We start from the raw sequence: 14,480 nt of genomic DNA, 5'->3' as shown, positions 1-14,480 counted from the left end.
GGCCGCGGCGCTGGAGGGCGACGGCCGCCAGCTCCTCGGTGAGGAAGAAGCCCGTGACGAAGAAGCCGATCACGGGCACGACCGTCTGGCCGACGATCGGCAGGAAGCCCAGGGCGAAGAGCAGCACGCCCCACACCGCGGCCCGGACGAGCACGCGGAGGCTGTCGCGGGCCGAGATCCACAGCTCCCGCCAGAGCGGCAGCGCGGACTCGGGTGCCGTGCCGTCCGGGGACACGTCCCGGTCGACCTGCTCGGACAGGATCTCGTAGAACGGCTGGCCGATCAGCAGGGTGACCGCGGTGAAGGTGACCACGGCGAGCAGCAGGCCGAGGACGAACAGCGCGGCGGTGAGGAAGCCGCGGAACAGCCCCGGCCAGGGACTCGGCCAGCCGTCGGCGAACGGGGTGGCCCAGGCGACGGCGTCCTCGCCCCAGATCGCGAGCGCGACCAGGGCCGCGGCGTACAGGACGAGGGTGATCAGACCGGGCAGCAGGCCCAGGTCGAACGACCTCCCGTGCCGGGCCACCCAGCGCTGGCCCTTCAGGAGATGACCGAAACCCACCCCAAGATCACGCATGGGCCCACTCTAGGTCCTGTCGTCAAACTCCCGTCTGCCCTTCGGGCGGACGACGGGAGTTTGACGACAGGGCCTGGCGAGGGGCCCGTCGCCGGGCGGCCGGCCCCGCTCAGGCCAGCGTGACCGTGATGTTGCCGCGCGTCGCCTTCGAGTACGGGCAGACCTGGTGGGCCTTCTCGACCAGGGCCTTCGCGGTGGCAGCGTCGACGCCGGGGATGTCGGCCGAGATCTCGACGATGATCCCGAAACCGTCCTCGTTCCTGCCGATGCCGACCTTCGCGGTGACGGTCGAGCCGGAGATGTCGGCGCCCTCCTGGCGGGCGACGACGCCCAGGGCGCCCTGGAAGCAGGCGCTGTAGCCGGCGGCGAACAGCTGCTCGGGGTTGGTGCCGGTGCCGCTGCCGCCCATCTCCTTGGGCGGGTTCACGACGACGTCGATCTTGCCGTCGTCGGTGGCGACACGGCCGTCGCGGCCGCCCTCGGCGGTGGCCACGGCGGTGTACAGGACGTCGGACTGCTGAATGGGCATGCGGTTGTCTTCCTCCTCGGTCCGCCACGACTCGCGCCCACGATCGACGGCGGATTCCGGAAAGAAGTTACCGCATGCCGGAAATTCAGTGAAGGCCCGTCACCGGGGAGCCGGTCCGCCGGTCCGCCGGTCCGCCGGTCAGAGCTTGACGATCATCTTTCCGGTGTTGTCGCCGCGCAGCACACCCAGGAAGGCCTCCAGGGTGTTCTCGACGCCCTCGACGACGGTCTCGCGGTACTTCAGCTCGCCCGAGCGGACCCACGGGCCGACCTCCCGCACGAACTCCGGCTGAAGGTCGTAGTGGTCGCCGACGAGGAAGCCCTCGATGCGGCCGCGGGTCTGGATCAGCCGGGCCAGGTTCCTCGGGCCGGGGGCGGGCTCGGTGGCGTTGTAGACCGAGATCATGCCGCAGATCGCGATGCGGCCACCCTGGTTCAGGGAGCCGATGGCGGCCTCCAGGTGGTCGCCGCCGACGTTGTCGAAGTAGACGTCGATGCCGTCGGGGGCGGCGGCGCGCAGCTGCTCGCTCACCGGGCCGCTCTTGTAGTTGAAGGCGGCGTCGAAGCCGTACTCCTCCAGGAGCAGCTTCACCTTCTCGTCGGAGCCGGCGGAGCCGATCACGCGCGAGGCGCCCTTGAGCCTGGCGAGCTGCCCGACCTGGCTGCCGACCGCGCCGGCCGCGCCGGAGACGAACACGACGTCGCCCTCCTTGAAGGAGGCGGTGCGCAGCAGGCCCGCGTAGGCGGTCAGCCCGGTCATGCCGAGCACACCGAGGTACGTCGACAGGGGCGCGGCCTCCGGGTCGACCTTGACCGTGTGCCGGGCGTCCACGGCGGCGTACTCGCGCCAGCCGCCGAAGTGCAGGACGTGGTCGCCGACGGCGAAGCCCTCGGCGCGCGAGGCGACGATCCGGCCGACCGCGCCGCCCTGCATGGGCTTGTTCAGCTCGTACGGCGCCACGTAGGACTTCGCCGCACTCATCCGGCCGCGCATGTACGGGTCGACGGAGAGGTACTCGTTCCGTACCAGGATCTGACCCTCGCCCGGCTGCGGGAGCGGGGCCTCGACCAGGGCGAAGTCCTCGGGCTTCGGCCAGCCGACCGGGCGGCTGAGCAGGTGCCATTCACGGCTGACGGCGGGGAGTGTGGGGGTGTCGGACACGGTGGCGCCTCTCGTCGGTGCGGTGCGGTTCCTGGCGGGTCTGGTGCGGTCCTGGCGGGGTGTGACGCCCAAAATACTTCAGTACCTGAAACAACCATGCGCCTGAATATTTCAGGATGTCAAGTAAGTGGGTACTCTGGATGCCATGGCCACTCCATCGAAGACACACCGCCCCGATGCGCTGACCCAGGAGGTCGTCGAGCTCATCGGCGACGTCGTGGCCCGGTTCTACGAGGACTACGAGGACGCCGCCGGGGAGCACGCGCTGACCGGCGCGCAGGCGCGGCTGCTGAGTCTGCTGTCGCTGGAGCCGCTGCCGATGCGGAAGCTGGCGCAGAAGCTGAAGTGCGAGCCGTCGAACGTGACGGGGATCGTGGACCGGCTGGAGGCGCGGGGGCTGGCGGAGCGGCGGCCCGATCCGGCGGACCGGCGGGTGAAGCTGGCGGCGGCGACGGAGGAGGGGCGGCGGGTGGCACGGGAACTGCGGGAGGGGCTGCGGTTCGCGCGGGAGCCGTTGGCCGGGCTGAGCGAGGGGGAGCGGTTGGTGTTGCGGGATCTGTTGCGGCGGATGCTGGGTGAGGGAGCTTGAGTGAGCGGGCGTCGCTGCAGCAGCTGACCTGAGTTGCAGCCGGCGTGGGGCGGGGGTGCCTGCCCGCGCTTGCGGGGTGCCGCCCGCAGCTACGTCACGTGCACCACCACAGGAAGCGTTCGCACTTCGTGTGTGTCGGGGTCGGGGTGGGTGCTGGAGCCGAGGGCGCCGGTTGGCTTGTGGGGGTGCTGCTCGGGCGGGGCGGCGCCGCGGTCGTACCGGAGGAGCCGCCGCTCGTGCCCGAGCCTGTCCCCGTGCCCGTCGACGCCGGTGCCGAAGGTGCGGAGGATCCCGAGGCGCTCTCGTCCGGTTTCGGTTTCTTGTCCTTTGCGGAGGCCGACGGGGACACCGAAGTCGTGGCCGAGGCCTTGTGCGCGGTCGTGCTGCCGCCGGGGATGCCGCCCGGCGGCCGGGCCGCCCCGGACGCGCCGGGGCTCGCCGTGCCGCCGTCGGCCGCCTCGTCGCCCGCGGCGGCCGGCTCCGGGCTGGAGAAGCCCGGCAGGATCGGGGCGTCCGTGCCCAGTTCGGCCAGGCTCAGGCCGCCCGCCGCCAGGACGAAACCGGCGCCGATCAGCAGGGTCCGGCGGCGGCGCCTGCGATGGGCGGCGGCCTTGCGGTCGCGGCGGCTCGCCACGGGGCCCTGCCGGTCCCCCTCGGGCGTACCGCGCCCGCGCCCACGGCCCCGGCGCCGATCCACCCGGCCCCGGGGTTCCTCGGGGCCGTCCCCGCCGTCACCCGCGCCGTCCTCGAACTCCCGCTCCTCCTCGAGGGGTTCCAGGGGTTCGGCCGGCGCAGCGTCCGCGTACTCCTGGAGCGCTGCGGCCGAAGCGCCGCAGCCGGGGCAGGTGAGCGCGCCGTTGAGATGGCGTCGGCACGGGTGGCAGTAGTTCATGACGCGGGAAGACTAGATTCCGCGCGCGTCGCGTTCCTAGGCATCGCTGTGAAGGTTCCGTGGGGAAGCGTCGAAAGGCTTGCCTAAACCGTTACGTGTCGGACCCATTGACACTCCCCACCGCGCGTCCTTACTGTCACGCCAGCATTTCGAACGGGTGACGAAATATCGAACAGCGAGAGGCAACCGCCGTGCGCATCACCGGAATCAGCACACACGTGGTCGGAACGCCGTGGCGCAACCTGACCTACGTCCAGGTGCACACCGACGAGGGGATCACGGGGGTCGGCGAGACCCGGATGCTGGGTCACACCGACGCGCTGATCGGCTATCTGCGGGAGGCCGAGACCAACCACATTCTCGGATCCGACCCGTTCGCTGTCGAGGACCTGGTCCGCAGGATGAAGTACGGCGACTACGGGCGCGCCGGCGAGATCGTCATGTCGGGCATCGCCGTCGTGGAGATGGCCTGCTGGGACATCAAGGGCAAGGCCCTGGGCGTACCGGTGTGGCAGCTGCTGGGCGGGAAGGTCACGGACAAGGTCAAGGCGTACGCCAACGGGTGGTACACCACCGAGCGGACGCCGGAGGCCTACCACAAGGCCGCCCAGGGGGTGATGGAGCGCGGGTACCGGGCGCTGAAGATCGACCCGTTCGGCACCGGGCACTTCGAACTCGACCACGAGCAGACCCTGTACGCCGTCTCGCTGATCGAGGCCGTGCGCGACGCCATCGGGCCCGAGGCCGAGCTGATGCTGGAGATGCACGGCCGCTTCTCCCCCGCCACCGCCGTGCGGCTGGCCAAGGAGCTGGCCCCCTTCAAGCCGGCCTGGCTGGAGGAGCCGGTGCCGCCGGAGAACCTGAAGGCGCTGGAGAAGGTCGCCGCCAAGGTGGACATCCCGGTCGCCACGGGCGAGCGCATCCACGACCGGATCGAGTTCCGGGAGCTGTTCGACAGCCAGGCCGTCGACATCATCCAGCCGGACGTCGGCCACATCGGGGGCATCTGGGAGACGCGGAAGCTCGCCGCGACCGCCGAGACCCACTACATGCTCGTCGCCCCGCACAACGTGGGCGGGTCCGTGCTGACCGCGGCCTCCCTCCAGGTGGGCTTCACCTCCCCCAACTTCAAGATCCTGGAGCACTTCAACGACTTCGCCGACGCGGAGATCAAGAAGGTGGTCAAGGGCGCCCCGCAGGTCGACCCGGAGGACGGTTGCTTCCACCTCTCCGACGCGCCGGGTCTGGGCGTGGAGCTGGACGTGGACGCGGCCGCCGAGTTCCCGCAGCAGCAGGCCCGGTTCGACCTGTGGGCCGAGGGCTGGGAGCAGCGCAAGCCCAAGGCCACGAAGTGAGCACGGCCGTGAGCACCGCCGTCGTCGTGGAGGCGCCGGGCGTGCACCGGCTCGCCGAGCACACCCCGCGCGAGCCGGGTCCGGGCGAGGCCCTGGTCGCCGTGCACGCCGTGGGGATCTGCGGCAGCGACCGCGAGGTGTACCAGGGCAACCGGCCCGAGGGGTACGTCCGTTACCCGCTCACGCCCGGCCACGAGTGGTCCGGAACCGTGCGCGCGGTCGGCGCGGGGGTGCCGGGGGACCTGGTGGGCCGCAGGGTGGTCGGCGAGGGCTTTCGCAACTGCCAGGTCTGCGACCACTGCCACGCGGGCGAGACGACCCTGTGCGGCGCGGGGTACGAGGAGACCGGTTTCACCCAGCCGGGGGCGATGGCGGCCACGCTGACGCTGCCGGCCCGGCTGCTGCACGTGCTGCCGGAGGACGCCGACCTCACCGCCGCGGCGCTGCTGGAGCCGGCCGCCTGTATCGCCGCCGCCGCGCTGAAGGCGGACGTCCGTCCCGGTGAGCGGGTCGCGGTGGTGGGCACCGGGACGCTCGGGATGTTCGCCGTGCAGTTCCTGCGGGCCGTCTCTCCGGCCCAGTTGCTGGTGGTCGGCACGCGGCGGGACCGGGAGGCGCTGTCCCGGCGGTTCGGCGCCACGGACTTCCGCACCAAGGACGAGGACCTGCCGGGCGGCTTCGACGTGGTCGTCGAGACCGCCGGGTCCGCGGACGCCGCCCGCACGGCCGCCGCGCTGCTGAAGCGGGGCGGACGGCTGGTGCTGACGGGCATCCCGGCGCCGGGCGCCGAGGGGCTCGACCCGACCGACCTGGTGGTGCGGCAGCTGGAGGTGCACACGGTGTTCGGGGCGCCGCCCGCCGCCTGGGCGCACACGGTACGGGTGTTCGCGGCCGGGCTGCTCGATCCGCTGCCGCTGGTCACGCATGAACTCCCGCTCACCGAGTTCTCCCAGGCCATCGAGCTGGTCGGGGCCGGCGATCCGAAGGTGGGCAAGGTCCTGCTCCGCCCCTAGTCGTGCGCCGGTCACGGCGCGACCTGACACGCAGCAACACGCCGTGACCGGCGCACCCCACCCCTCTTTTCATACCCCGGGCCACGAACTTCGTTCGACATATCGAACGAGTGGCCCGGCGAACCCGAAGGACAGCTTGTGACCGACGCTTCCGCCACGGCAGCCCGCAGGCCCGGTGAGCAGCTGCTCACCGCGCTCGGCCTGGGCGCCCCCGCCCTCGACCCCGCCGACGCCTCGCCGCACACCTTCCCCGGCGGCGGCCGCTGGCGCACCGAGATCCCCTCGTGCGAGGGTCCCGAGGCGCTGGCGGTGGTCCTGAAGGAGTCCGCACGGCTCGACGTCCCGATCCACCGGATCAGCCAGGGCAGCGGCGTGTGGATGCTCACCGACGACGAGATCACCGAGATGGTCGAGGCGACCGCCGAACGCGACATCGAGCTCTGCCTGTTCACCGGCCCCCGCGGCACCTGGGACACGGGCGCCTCGGTGCGCTCGGACTCGCGGGGCGCCGGGCTGCGCGCCCGCGGCCACGACGCGGTCGCCGGGTGCGTCGAGGACGCCGTACGGGCGACGGAGCTGGGCGTCAAGTGCCTGCTGGTCGCCGACGAGGGTGTGCTGTGGACGCTGCACCGGGCGCGCACGGCGGGCATCCTCCCCGCCGACACCACGCTCAAGGTGTCCGCGCTGATCGGCCCGGTGAACCCGGCCTCCTACGCCGTCTACGAGCACCTGGGCGCCGACTCCGTCAACGTGCCCAGCGACCTGACGCTCGATCACCTCACCGAGATCCGGCGGGTGTCGGCCGCCCCGATGGACATGTACATCGAGGCGCCGGACGATCTGGGCGGCTATGTCCGGATGTACGAGGTGGCCGAGCTGATCCGGCGCGGGGCGCCGCTGTATCTGAAGTTCGGCCTGTCCAAGGCGCCCGGGATCTACCCGTACGGCCACCAGCTGCGCGAGGTCACCCTGGCCACCGCCCGGGAGCGGGTGCGCCGCGGCCGGCTCGCGCTGGATCTGCTCGAACGCCACGGCGCCACGGGGGACATGGCGCCGCTGGGCTCCCGACTGCCGGGCGCGCTGCGCCGGTTCGAAACACCGGCATAACGTTCCGGAAAACCAGCTTCACAGAACACCACACGTCCGCGCACAATCCCACACAACCGTTCCCGGTCCACCAGTGCTCCGCCCCACACGTCCGTAGGCACCATCCCGACGCATCACCGCAGGACCACGCCGAGCACCACCCCGGGCACCACCTAGGCGCAGCGCCCCGCACGGCCCTCGCACCACCCGACCGACCCCGCCACACACCAAGGATGATGACCATGCGCAACCGCAGAGCCGCACTCGCCGCGATGGCCACCGCCGCCTCGCTCGCCCTGACACTCTCCGCCTGTGGCCAGAGCGGCGAGGGTGGCAGCAAGGAGAAGTCGGGCGACGCCAAGGGCGCCACCATCGGCATCGCGATGCCGACCAAGTCCTCCGAGCGCTGGATCGCCGACGGAGCCAACGTCGTGAAGGACCTCAAGGCCAAGGGCTACAAGACGAAGCTCGTCTACGGCGAGGACGACCCGGACACCCAGGTCTCCCAGATCGAGAACCTGATCACCCAGGGCGTCAAGGGCCTGATCATCGCGGCCATCGACAACAAGTCCCTGAACAACGTGCTCCAGGAGGCCGCGGACGCCCACATCCCGGTCATCTCCTACGACCGCCTGATCCTCGGCACCAAGAACGTCGACTACTACGCCTCGTTCGACAACGAGAAGGTCGGCAAGCTGCAGGGCACGTACATCGTGCACAAGCTCGGCCTGGACAGCGGCAAGAAGGGCCCGTTCAACATCGAGCTGTTCGCCGGCTCCAACGACGACAACAACACCCGCTACTTCTTCAACGGCGCGATGAGCGTGCTCCAGCCGTACATCGACAAGAAGCAGCTGGTCGTCAAGTCCGGGCAGACCGAGCTGACCAAGGTCACCACCCTGCGCTGGGACGGCGCCACCGCACAGAAGCGCATGGAGGACATCCTCACCTCCAAGTACACGAGCGGCAAGGTCGACGCCGTGCTCTCGCCTTACGACGGCATCTCCATCGGCATCCTCGCCGCGCTGAAGTCGGACGGCTACGGCTCCAAGAGCAAGCCGCTGCCGGTCATCACCGGCCAGGACGCCGAGGTCGCCTCGGTGAAGTCGATCATCGCGGGTGAGCAGACGCAGACGATCTACAAGGACCTCCGCAAGCTCGCCGAGGTCGCCACCACCATGGTCGACGACGTGCTCAAGGGCAAGAAGCCGGAGGTCAACGACACCAAGTCGTACAACAACGGCACCAAGGTCGTCCCCGCCTACCTGCTGCAGCCGGTGAGCGTCGACAAGAGCAACTACGAGGATGTCCTGGTCAAGGGCGGCTACTACACCGACGCCCAGCTCAAGTAATCCCGCCAACCGACCGACCCACACTGATTGGAAGGCACAACCATGGCGGGACCCGTCCTGGAAATGCGCTCGATCGTCAAGACCTTTCCCGGTGTCAAGGCGCTGTCGGACGTCACTCTGACGGTACGGCAGGGCGAGGTCCACGCCATCTGCGGGGAGAACGGCGCCGGCAAGTCCACCCTGATGAAGGTGCTCTCCGGCGTCCATCCGCACGGCACCTACGACGGAGAGATCCTCTTCGAGGGTGAGGTCTGCGAGTTCAAGGACATCCGTGCCAGCGAGCAACACGGCATCGTGATCATCCACCAGGAGCTCGCGCTGGTGCCGTACCTCTCCATCGCGGAGAACATCTTCCTCGGCAATGAGCACGCCAGCCGCGGCTTCATCGACTGGAGCGAGACTCTGAGGCACGCCACCGAGCTGCTGCGCCGGGTCGGTCTGACCGACCACCCGGAGACCCGCGTCGCCGACATCGGTGTGGGCAAGCAGCAGCTCGTGGAGATCGCCAAGGCGCTGTCGAAGAAGGTGAAGCTGCTCATCCTGGACGAGCCGACGGCGGCGCTCAACGACGAGGACAGCGGCAAACTCCTCGACCTGATCCTGGAGCTGAAGAACCAGGGCATCACATCGATCATCATCTCCCACAAGCTGAACGAGATCCGCCGGGTCGCCGACTCGGTGACGATCATCCGCGACGGGCGCTCCATCGAGACGCTCGACGTGAAGTCGAAGGAGACGACCGAGGACCGGATCATCAGCGGCATGGTCGGCCGCGACCTCGACCACCGGTTCCCCGAGCGCACCCCGCACGAACCGGAGGAGGGGGCGGCCCCCGCCCTGGAGATCCGTGGCTGGACCGTGCACCACCCGATCGACCAGCAGCGCAAGGTGGTCGACGACGTGTCGATCCAGGTGCGGCGTGGGGAGATCGTCGGCATCGCGGGCCTGATGGGCGCGGGCCGTACGGAACTGGCGATGAGCGTCTTCGGCCGCTCCTACGGCCGGTACGCGGGTGGCACCGTCCTGAAGGACGGCACCGAGATCCGTACCAGGACCGTCGCCGACGCCATCCAGCACGGCATCGCCTACGTCACCGAGGACCGCAAGCACTACGGCCTCAACCTCATCGACACCATCAACCGCAACGTCTCGCTGACCGCGCTGAAGAAGGTCGCCAAGCGGGGCGTGGTGGACGAGCACGAGGAGCGGCAGGTCGCCGAGCGCTTCCGGAAGTCCATGAACATCAAGGCGCCGACCGTCTTCGAGCCGGTGGGCAAGCTGTCCGGCGGCAACCAGCAGAAGGTCGTCCTCAGCAAGTGGATCTTCGCGGGTCCGGACGTGCTGATCCTGGACGAGCCCACGCGCGGCATCGACGTGGGCGCCAAGTACGAGATCTACACGGTCATCGACCAACTGGCCGCGCAGGGCAAGGCGGTCGTCTTCATCTCCTCCGAGCTGCCGGAGCTGCTCGGCATGTGCGACCGCATCTACACCATGGCCGCGGGGCGGCTGACCGGCGAGTTCTCGCGGGCCGAGGCCTCGCAGGAATCGCTGATGCGCCAGATGACGAAGGACAAAGAGGTAACCCGATGAGCACGGATGTGACCGCCAAGACCCCGGCCCCCGCGCCGCCGGGCAAAAGCGGATCGGCCAGCGACGAGGGCCTGCTCCAGCTGATACTGGGCGGTCTGCGCCGCAACATGCGGCAGTACGGCATGCTGATCGCGCTCGGCCTGATCGTCGTCCTCTTCCAGATCTGGACGGGCGGGGACCTGCTGCTGCCGCGCAACGTCTCCAACCTGGTCCTGCAGAACAGCTACATCCTGATCCTCGCGATCGGCATGATGCTGGTCATCATCGCGGGACACATCGACCTGTCGGTCGGCTCGCTCACGGCGTTCGTCGGCGCGACGGCGGCCGTACTGACGGTGAACCACCATGTGGCCTGGCCCCTCGCCACGGCGATCTGCCTGCTGACGGGTGCGGTCGCGGGCGCGATACAGGGCTATCTCATCGCCTACTTCGGCATACCGTCGTTCATCGTCACGCTCGCCGGGATGCTGCTCTTCCGCGGCCTCACGGAGATCGTGCTCAAGGGTCAGACCGTCGGCCCGTTCCCGGGCGGTCTGCAGAAGCTCGGCAACGGCTTCCTGCCGGAGGTCGGCCCGAACACCAACTACCACAACCTGACGGTGCTGCTGGGTCTCGTCCTCCTCGCCTCCGTGGTGTGGCAGGAGGTGCGTGACCGGCGCCGGCAGCAGGAGTTCGCGCTCGACGTGCTGCCCGCGAAGGCGTTCGCGCTGAAGCTCGTCGCGCTGGTCGCCGCCGTCCTCTCCGTCACGCTGCTGCTGGCGAGTTACAAGGGCGCGCCGATCATCCTCATCGTCCTCGGTGTCCTGGTGGTCGGCTACGGCTACGTCATGCGCAACGCGGTCTTCGGTCGCCACATCTACGCGATCGGCGGCAACCTGCCGGCCGCGAAGCTGTCCGGCGTGAAGGACAAGCGGGTCACCTTCCAGGTGTTCCTGAACATGGGCGTGCTCGCGGCCCTGGCGGGTCTGGTGGTCGCCGCCCGTCTGAACGCGGCCTCGCCGAAGGCGGGCGTCAACTTCGAGCTCGAGGCGATCGCCTCGTCGTTCATCGGTGGCGCCTCGATGAGCGGCGGTGTCGGCACCGTGCTCGGCGCAATCGTCGGCGGTCTCGTCCTCGGCGTGCTGAACAACGGCATGAACCTCCTCAGCGTCGGCACCGACTGGCAGCAGGTCATCAAGGGTCTGGCCCTGCTGGCGGCGGTCGGGTTCGACGTGTGGAACAAGCGCAAGTCCGGTTCGTGAGTCAGCTCGGGCCCCGCGGGACGGCGGGGCCCTTCCTCTTACGGGAGCAGCAGATGGAACTGAACAGACGAACGGTCATCGCAGGAGCAGCGGCGGCGGGGATGGCCGCCACCACCCTCGGCTCGGGCACCGCCCAGGCCGCCGACCGCAACTCCGGAGTGGGCAGGCCGGTGAAGGAGCTCTTCGGCAAGCTCGCCGACGGCACGAAGGTCTACCGCTGGTCGCTGGCGAACGGCGGCACCCGGCTGAAGGTCCTCTCCTACGGCGGCATCATCCAGTCGCTGGAGATCCCGGACCGCCACGGTCGGTACACCAACGTCTCCCTCGGCTACGACAACCTGGAGGCGTACGTCAAGGGCACCACCTTCTTCGGTGCCACCATCGGCCGCTACGGCAACCGCATCGCCAAGGGCCGCTTCACCCTGGACGGCAAGACCTACCAGCTCTCCGTCAACGACGGCGAGAACAGCCTGCACGGCGGCGCGCAGGGCTTCAACACCAAGGTGTGGGACGTCGAGCCCTTCACCTCCGGCTCCGAGGTCGGCCTGCACCTGTACTACACGAGCGTCGACGGCGAGATGGGCTACCCGGGCACGCTGAGGACGAAGGTCACCTTCACCCTGGACCGGCACGGCGACTGGAGGATCGACTACGAGGCCACCACCGACAAGCCGACGGTCGTCAACCTCACCAACCACACGTACTACAACCTCGCGGGCGAAGGCAGCGGCAGCATCTACGACCACGAACTCTGGCTCGCCGCGGGCCGCTACACCCCCACCGACTCGGGCCTGATCCCCACCGGCGAACTGGCCGGGGTCAAGGGCACCCCGTTCGACTTCACCCGGGCCAAGCCGATCGGCCGGGACATCCGCATCGGCCACCCGCAGCTGGTCACCGCCAAGGGCTTCGACCACAACTTCGTCCTCGACAAGGGCGTGACCGCGGCGCCGGTGCACGTCGCCACCCTGCGCGACCCGGAGTCCGGCCGCACCCTGAAGATCTCCACCGACCAGCCCGGCGTGCAGTTCTACTCCGGCAACTTCCTCGACGGCACGCTCACCGGCCCGTCCGGGCACACCTACCGACAGAGCGACGGCCTGTGCCTGGAGACCCAGCACTTCCCGGACTCGCCGAACCAGCCGTCGTTCCCCTCGACCGTGCTCCGGCCGGGCCAGACGTACCGGTCGACGACCATCCACTCGTTCGACGCCTGACCAGGGTCAAGTCACCCGCGTACCACCTCGGTTGAACGGCACCACCAGGACCACCGTATGTAAGGGCGGCCCGTGCTCCCCCGCACGGGCCACCCACGGACGGAGGTTCCCTTGGCCGGCAACGTCACCTCGCTCTTCCGCGGCCCGTCGGCGCACAGCCCCTCGATGGCGGCGCTGACGCGGGTGGGCGGCGACGGGGAGGGCGGCCCGGTCGACTTCTGCATCCCGTGCAACCCGTACTTCCCCACGCCCGCCATGTTCCAGGAGATGGCGGCCGGGCTGCGCGAGATCCTCACGTACTACCCGAGCGGCGCCGAGACGATCACGGCCGAACTGTGCGACCTGCTCCAACTGCCCCCGCAGTGCGTGGCCATGGGCAACGGCTCCACCGAGCTGATCACCTGGATCGACCACCTCCTGGTCCGCGAGTCCCTCGCCGTCCCCGTCCCCACCTTCGGCCGCTGGACCGACCAGCCGATGGAGACCGGCAAGCGGGTCGACATGTTCCCGCTCCAGGAGGCCGGCGGCTTCGCCCTGGACCTGGCGCAGTACGCCGAGTTCATCCGCAGGCGCGGCACCCGGGTCGCGGTCGTCTGCAACCCGAACAACCCCGACGGCGGCTTCCTGCACAAGCAGGCACTGGTGCAGTTCATGGACGCCATGGCCGACCTGGACCTGGTGGTGATCGACGAGTCCTTCCTGGAGTTCGCCGACGCCGAGGCCGAGCCGAGCGTCGTCCAGGAGGCGATGCTGCGCCCCAACGTGATCGTCCTACGCAGCCTCGGCAAGAACTTCGGACTGCACGGCATCCGCTTCGGCTACCTGGTGGCCAACCCCGCCCTGGCCGGCCGCGTCCGCGCCATGCTGCCCAAGTGGAACCTCAACTCCTTCGCCGAACACGTCGTCTTCATGCTGAAGGAGCACGGCGCCGAGTACCGGCAGAGTCTTCAGCAGGTGCGCCGCGACCGTCTGGAGATGGCCGGCCACCTCTCCACGCTGCCCGGTCTGACGGTGTACCCGTCCCAGGGCAACTTCCTCTTCGTACGCCTTCCCGTGGGTGCCGAGGGGACCGTGGTCCGCGACCGGCTGCTCGCCGAGCACCGGATCCTGGTCCGCGAGTGCGGCAACAAGATCGGCTCCTCCAGCCGCTTCCTGCGGCTCGTGGTGCGCCCCGAGGTGGACGTGCGTCGCCTGGTGTCCGCCCTTGAACAGGTGCTCTACGGGACCAGGAGGGGAGCCGCCGTACCCGAGCAGGCCACCGGGACCGGCTACAGCTCGGGTACGGCGGCGGTGGACCGGCTGATGAGCCAGACCAACGGGTCCGGTGCGCGGCTCGCCGCTCAGGCCGCCGCCGGTCCCGTCCCGGCCGTCGGCACCGGCATGCCGCTCCCCGCCGCCGTGCCCGCCGCACCCGCGGCGGGGCCGGGCGACGGGATGCCGATGCCGGCGGCAGCCCAGGTCGCACCGGGCCGGCAGCCACTGCCGGCGGCTCCGCTGCCGGCCGCTCCCGCACCGGCGCCGATGCCCACGCCGACCCCCGTCCCCGCCCCGGCACCGGTCCCCGCGCCCTTCCCCGCACCGGCCCCGGCGGTCGCCTCCATGCCGGTCCCCACCGCCACACCGTTTCCCGCCGCCACGCCGTTTCTCGCCGCCACACCGTTCCCGGCCCCGGCGGCGGCCGGTCCGACCCCGCCCGGTGTCCCGGCCCGGGGCGGCCTGACCGCCGCCCAGGTGCGCGGTATGACGGCCCCGGCCGCCGCCCCCGGCCTTGCCCCCGCGCCCGCGACCGGCTGGCCCGGCGCGCAGAGCCGGCCGAACGGCCAGAATTGGCCGGACGCGGCCGGGATGGGGCAGGCGGGCTAGACACCCCTAGGA

13 protein-coding genes are annotated in these 14,480 nt (G+C 70.2%); 9 read left to right on the top strand and 4 right to left on the bottom strand.

What is annotated here, in order from left to right:
- The 3 genes from IE318_RS44920 to IE318_RS17380 all read right to left on the bottom strand — a co-directional run.
- On the bottom strand, nucleotides 1–577 hold a 577-nt coding region (locus tag IE318_RS44920; RefSeq protein WP_229903562.1), incomplete at its 3' end, for an EI24 domain-containing protein.
- 109 nt (nucleotides 578–686) lie between these two features.
- Nucleotides 687–1,106: an organic hydroperoxide resistance protein gene (locus tag IE318_RS17385; RefSeq protein WP_030173367.1), complete on the bottom strand. Its 420-nt coding sequence runs from the start codon at nucleotides 1,104–1,106 to the stop codon at nucleotides 687–689.
- Between the two features lie 138 nt (nucleotides 1,107–1,244).
- Nucleotides 1,245–2,267 carry an NADP-dependent oxidoreductase gene (locus IE318_RS17380; protein ID WP_030173363.1) on the bottom strand — a complete coding sequence of 341 codons (1,023 nt, stop codon included), beginning with the start codon at nucleotides 2,265–2,267 and terminating at the stop codon, nucleotides 1,245–1,247.
- 145 nt (nucleotides 2,268–2,412) lie between these two features.
- Between IE318_RS17380 and IE318_RS17375 the strand changes: the two genes are divergently transcribed.
- The gene (locus IE318_RS17375) at nucleotides 2,413–2,856 is read left to right on the top strand and encodes a MarR family winged helix-turn-helix transcriptional regulator (protein WP_030173358.1); all 444 of its coding nucleotides are present in this window, start codon (nucleotides 2,413–2,415) and stop codon (nucleotides 2,854–2,856) included.
- Nucleotides 2,857–2,950: 94 nt separating this feature from the next.
- Here IE318_RS17375 and IE318_RS17370 read toward each other — a convergent pair whose 3' ends face one another.
- Nucleotides 2,951–3,748: an SCO2400 family protein gene (locus IE318_RS17370; protein WP_189901370.1), complete on the bottom strand. Its 798-nt coding sequence runs from the start codon at nucleotides 3,746–3,748 to the stop codon at nucleotides 2,951–2,953.
- A 191-nt stretch (nucleotides 3,749–3,939) separates the two neighbouring features.
- On the opposite strand from IE318_RS17370, the gene IE318_RS17365 reads away from it, so the two are divergent.
- From IE318_RS17365 to IE318_RS17330, 8 genes are all read left to right on the top strand, one after another.
- A complete protein-coding gene (locus IE318_RS17365) occupies nucleotides 3,940–5,103 on the top strand; it encodes a mandelate racemase/muconate lactonizing enzyme family protein (protein ID WP_189901368.1) in 1,164 nt (387 codons plus the stop codon).
- Between the two features lie 8 nt (nucleotides 5,104–5,111).
- Nucleotides 5,112–6,116 carry a zinc-dependent alcohol dehydrogenase gene (locus tag IE318_RS17360; RefSeq protein ID WP_189901366.1) on the top strand — a complete coding sequence of 335 codons (1,005 nt, stop codon included), beginning with the start codon at nucleotides 5,112–5,114 and terminating at the stop codon, nucleotides 6,114–6,116.
- A 138-nt stretch (nucleotides 6,117–6,254) separates the two neighbouring features.
- Entirely contained in the window at nucleotides 6,255–7,223 is a 969-nt protein-coding gene (locus IE318_RS17355) for a hypothetical protein (protein ID WP_030173346.1), read from the top strand.
- A gap of 221 nt (nucleotides 7,224–7,444) precedes the next feature.
- Nucleotides 7,445–8,554, top strand: a complete 1,110-nt coding sequence (gene chvE / locus IE318_RS17350) for a multiple monosaccharide ABC transporter substrate-binding protein (RefSeq protein WP_189901363.1) — start codon at nucleotides 7,445–7,447, stop codon at nucleotides 8,552–8,554.
- A 42-nt stretch (nucleotides 8,555–8,596) separates the two neighbouring features.
- Nucleotides 8,597–10,147 carry a multiple monosaccharide ABC transporter ATP-binding protein gene (gene mmsA / locus IE318_RS17345; protein ID WP_189901362.1) on the top strand — a complete coding sequence of 517 codons (1,551 nt, stop codon included), beginning with the start codon at nucleotides 8,597–8,599 and terminating at the stop codon, nucleotides 10,145–10,147.
- A complete protein-coding gene (mmsB, locus tag IE318_RS17340) occupies nucleotides 10,144–11,388 on the top strand; it encodes a multiple monosaccharide ABC transporter permease (protein ID WP_189901360.1) in 1,245 nt (414 codons plus the stop codon). The genes mmsA and mmsB overlap by 4 nt, the downstream gene beginning before the upstream one ends.
- A 53-nt stretch (nucleotides 11,389–11,441) precedes the next feature.
- The gene (locus IE318_RS17335) at nucleotides 11,442–12,605 is read left to right on the top strand and encodes an aldose epimerase family protein (RefSeq protein ID WP_189901358.1); all 1,164 of its coding nucleotides are present in this window, start codon (nucleotides 11,442–11,444) and stop codon (nucleotides 12,603–12,605) included.
- A gap of 111 nt (nucleotides 12,606–12,716) precedes the next feature.
- Entirely contained in the window at nucleotides 12,717–14,468 is a 1,752-nt protein-coding gene (locus tag IE318_RS17330) for a pyridoxal phosphate-dependent aminotransferase (RefSeq protein WP_189901356.1), read from the top strand.
- Nucleotides 14,469–14,480: the final 12 nt, after the last annotated feature.

The sequence above is a fragment of the Streptomyces spiralis genome (assembly GCF_014654675.1).
GTDB classification, from domain to species: Bacteria; Actinomycetota; Actinomycetes; order Streptomycetales; family Streptomycetaceae; genus Streptomyces; species Streptomyces spiralis.
This window is presented reverse-complemented; position numbering and strand designations above follow the sequence as displayed.

Bases quoted from the DNA above. Each gene is read 5' to 3' on its own strand.
- mmsA (WP_189901362.1), top strand. From the start codon at position 8,597: ATGGCGGGACCCGTCCTGGAAATGCGCTCGATCGTCAAGACCTTTCCC.
- chvE (WP_189901363.1), top strand. From the start codon at position 7,445: ATGCGCAACCGCAGAGCCGCACTCGCCGCGATGGCCACCGCCGCCTCG.
- mmsB (WP_189901360.1), top strand. From the start codon at position 10,144: ATGAGCACGGATGTGACCGCCAAGACCCCGGCCCCCGCGCCGCCGGGC.
- IE318_RS17335 (WP_189901358.1), top strand. From the start codon at position 11,442: ATGGAACTGAACAGACGAACGGTCATCGCAGGAGCAGCGGCGGCGGGG.
- IE318_RS17370 (WP_189901370.1), bottom strand. From the start codon at position 3,748: ATGAACTACTGCCACCCGTGCCGACGCCATCTCAACGGCGCGCTCACC.
- IE318_RS17385 (WP_030173367.1), bottom strand. From the start codon at position 1,106: ATGCCCATTCAGCAGTCCGACGTCCTGTACACCGCCGTGGCCACCGCC.
- IE318_RS17375 (WP_030173358.1), top strand. From the start codon at position 2,413: ATGGCCACTCCATCGAAGACACACCGCCCCGATGCGCTGACCCAGGAG.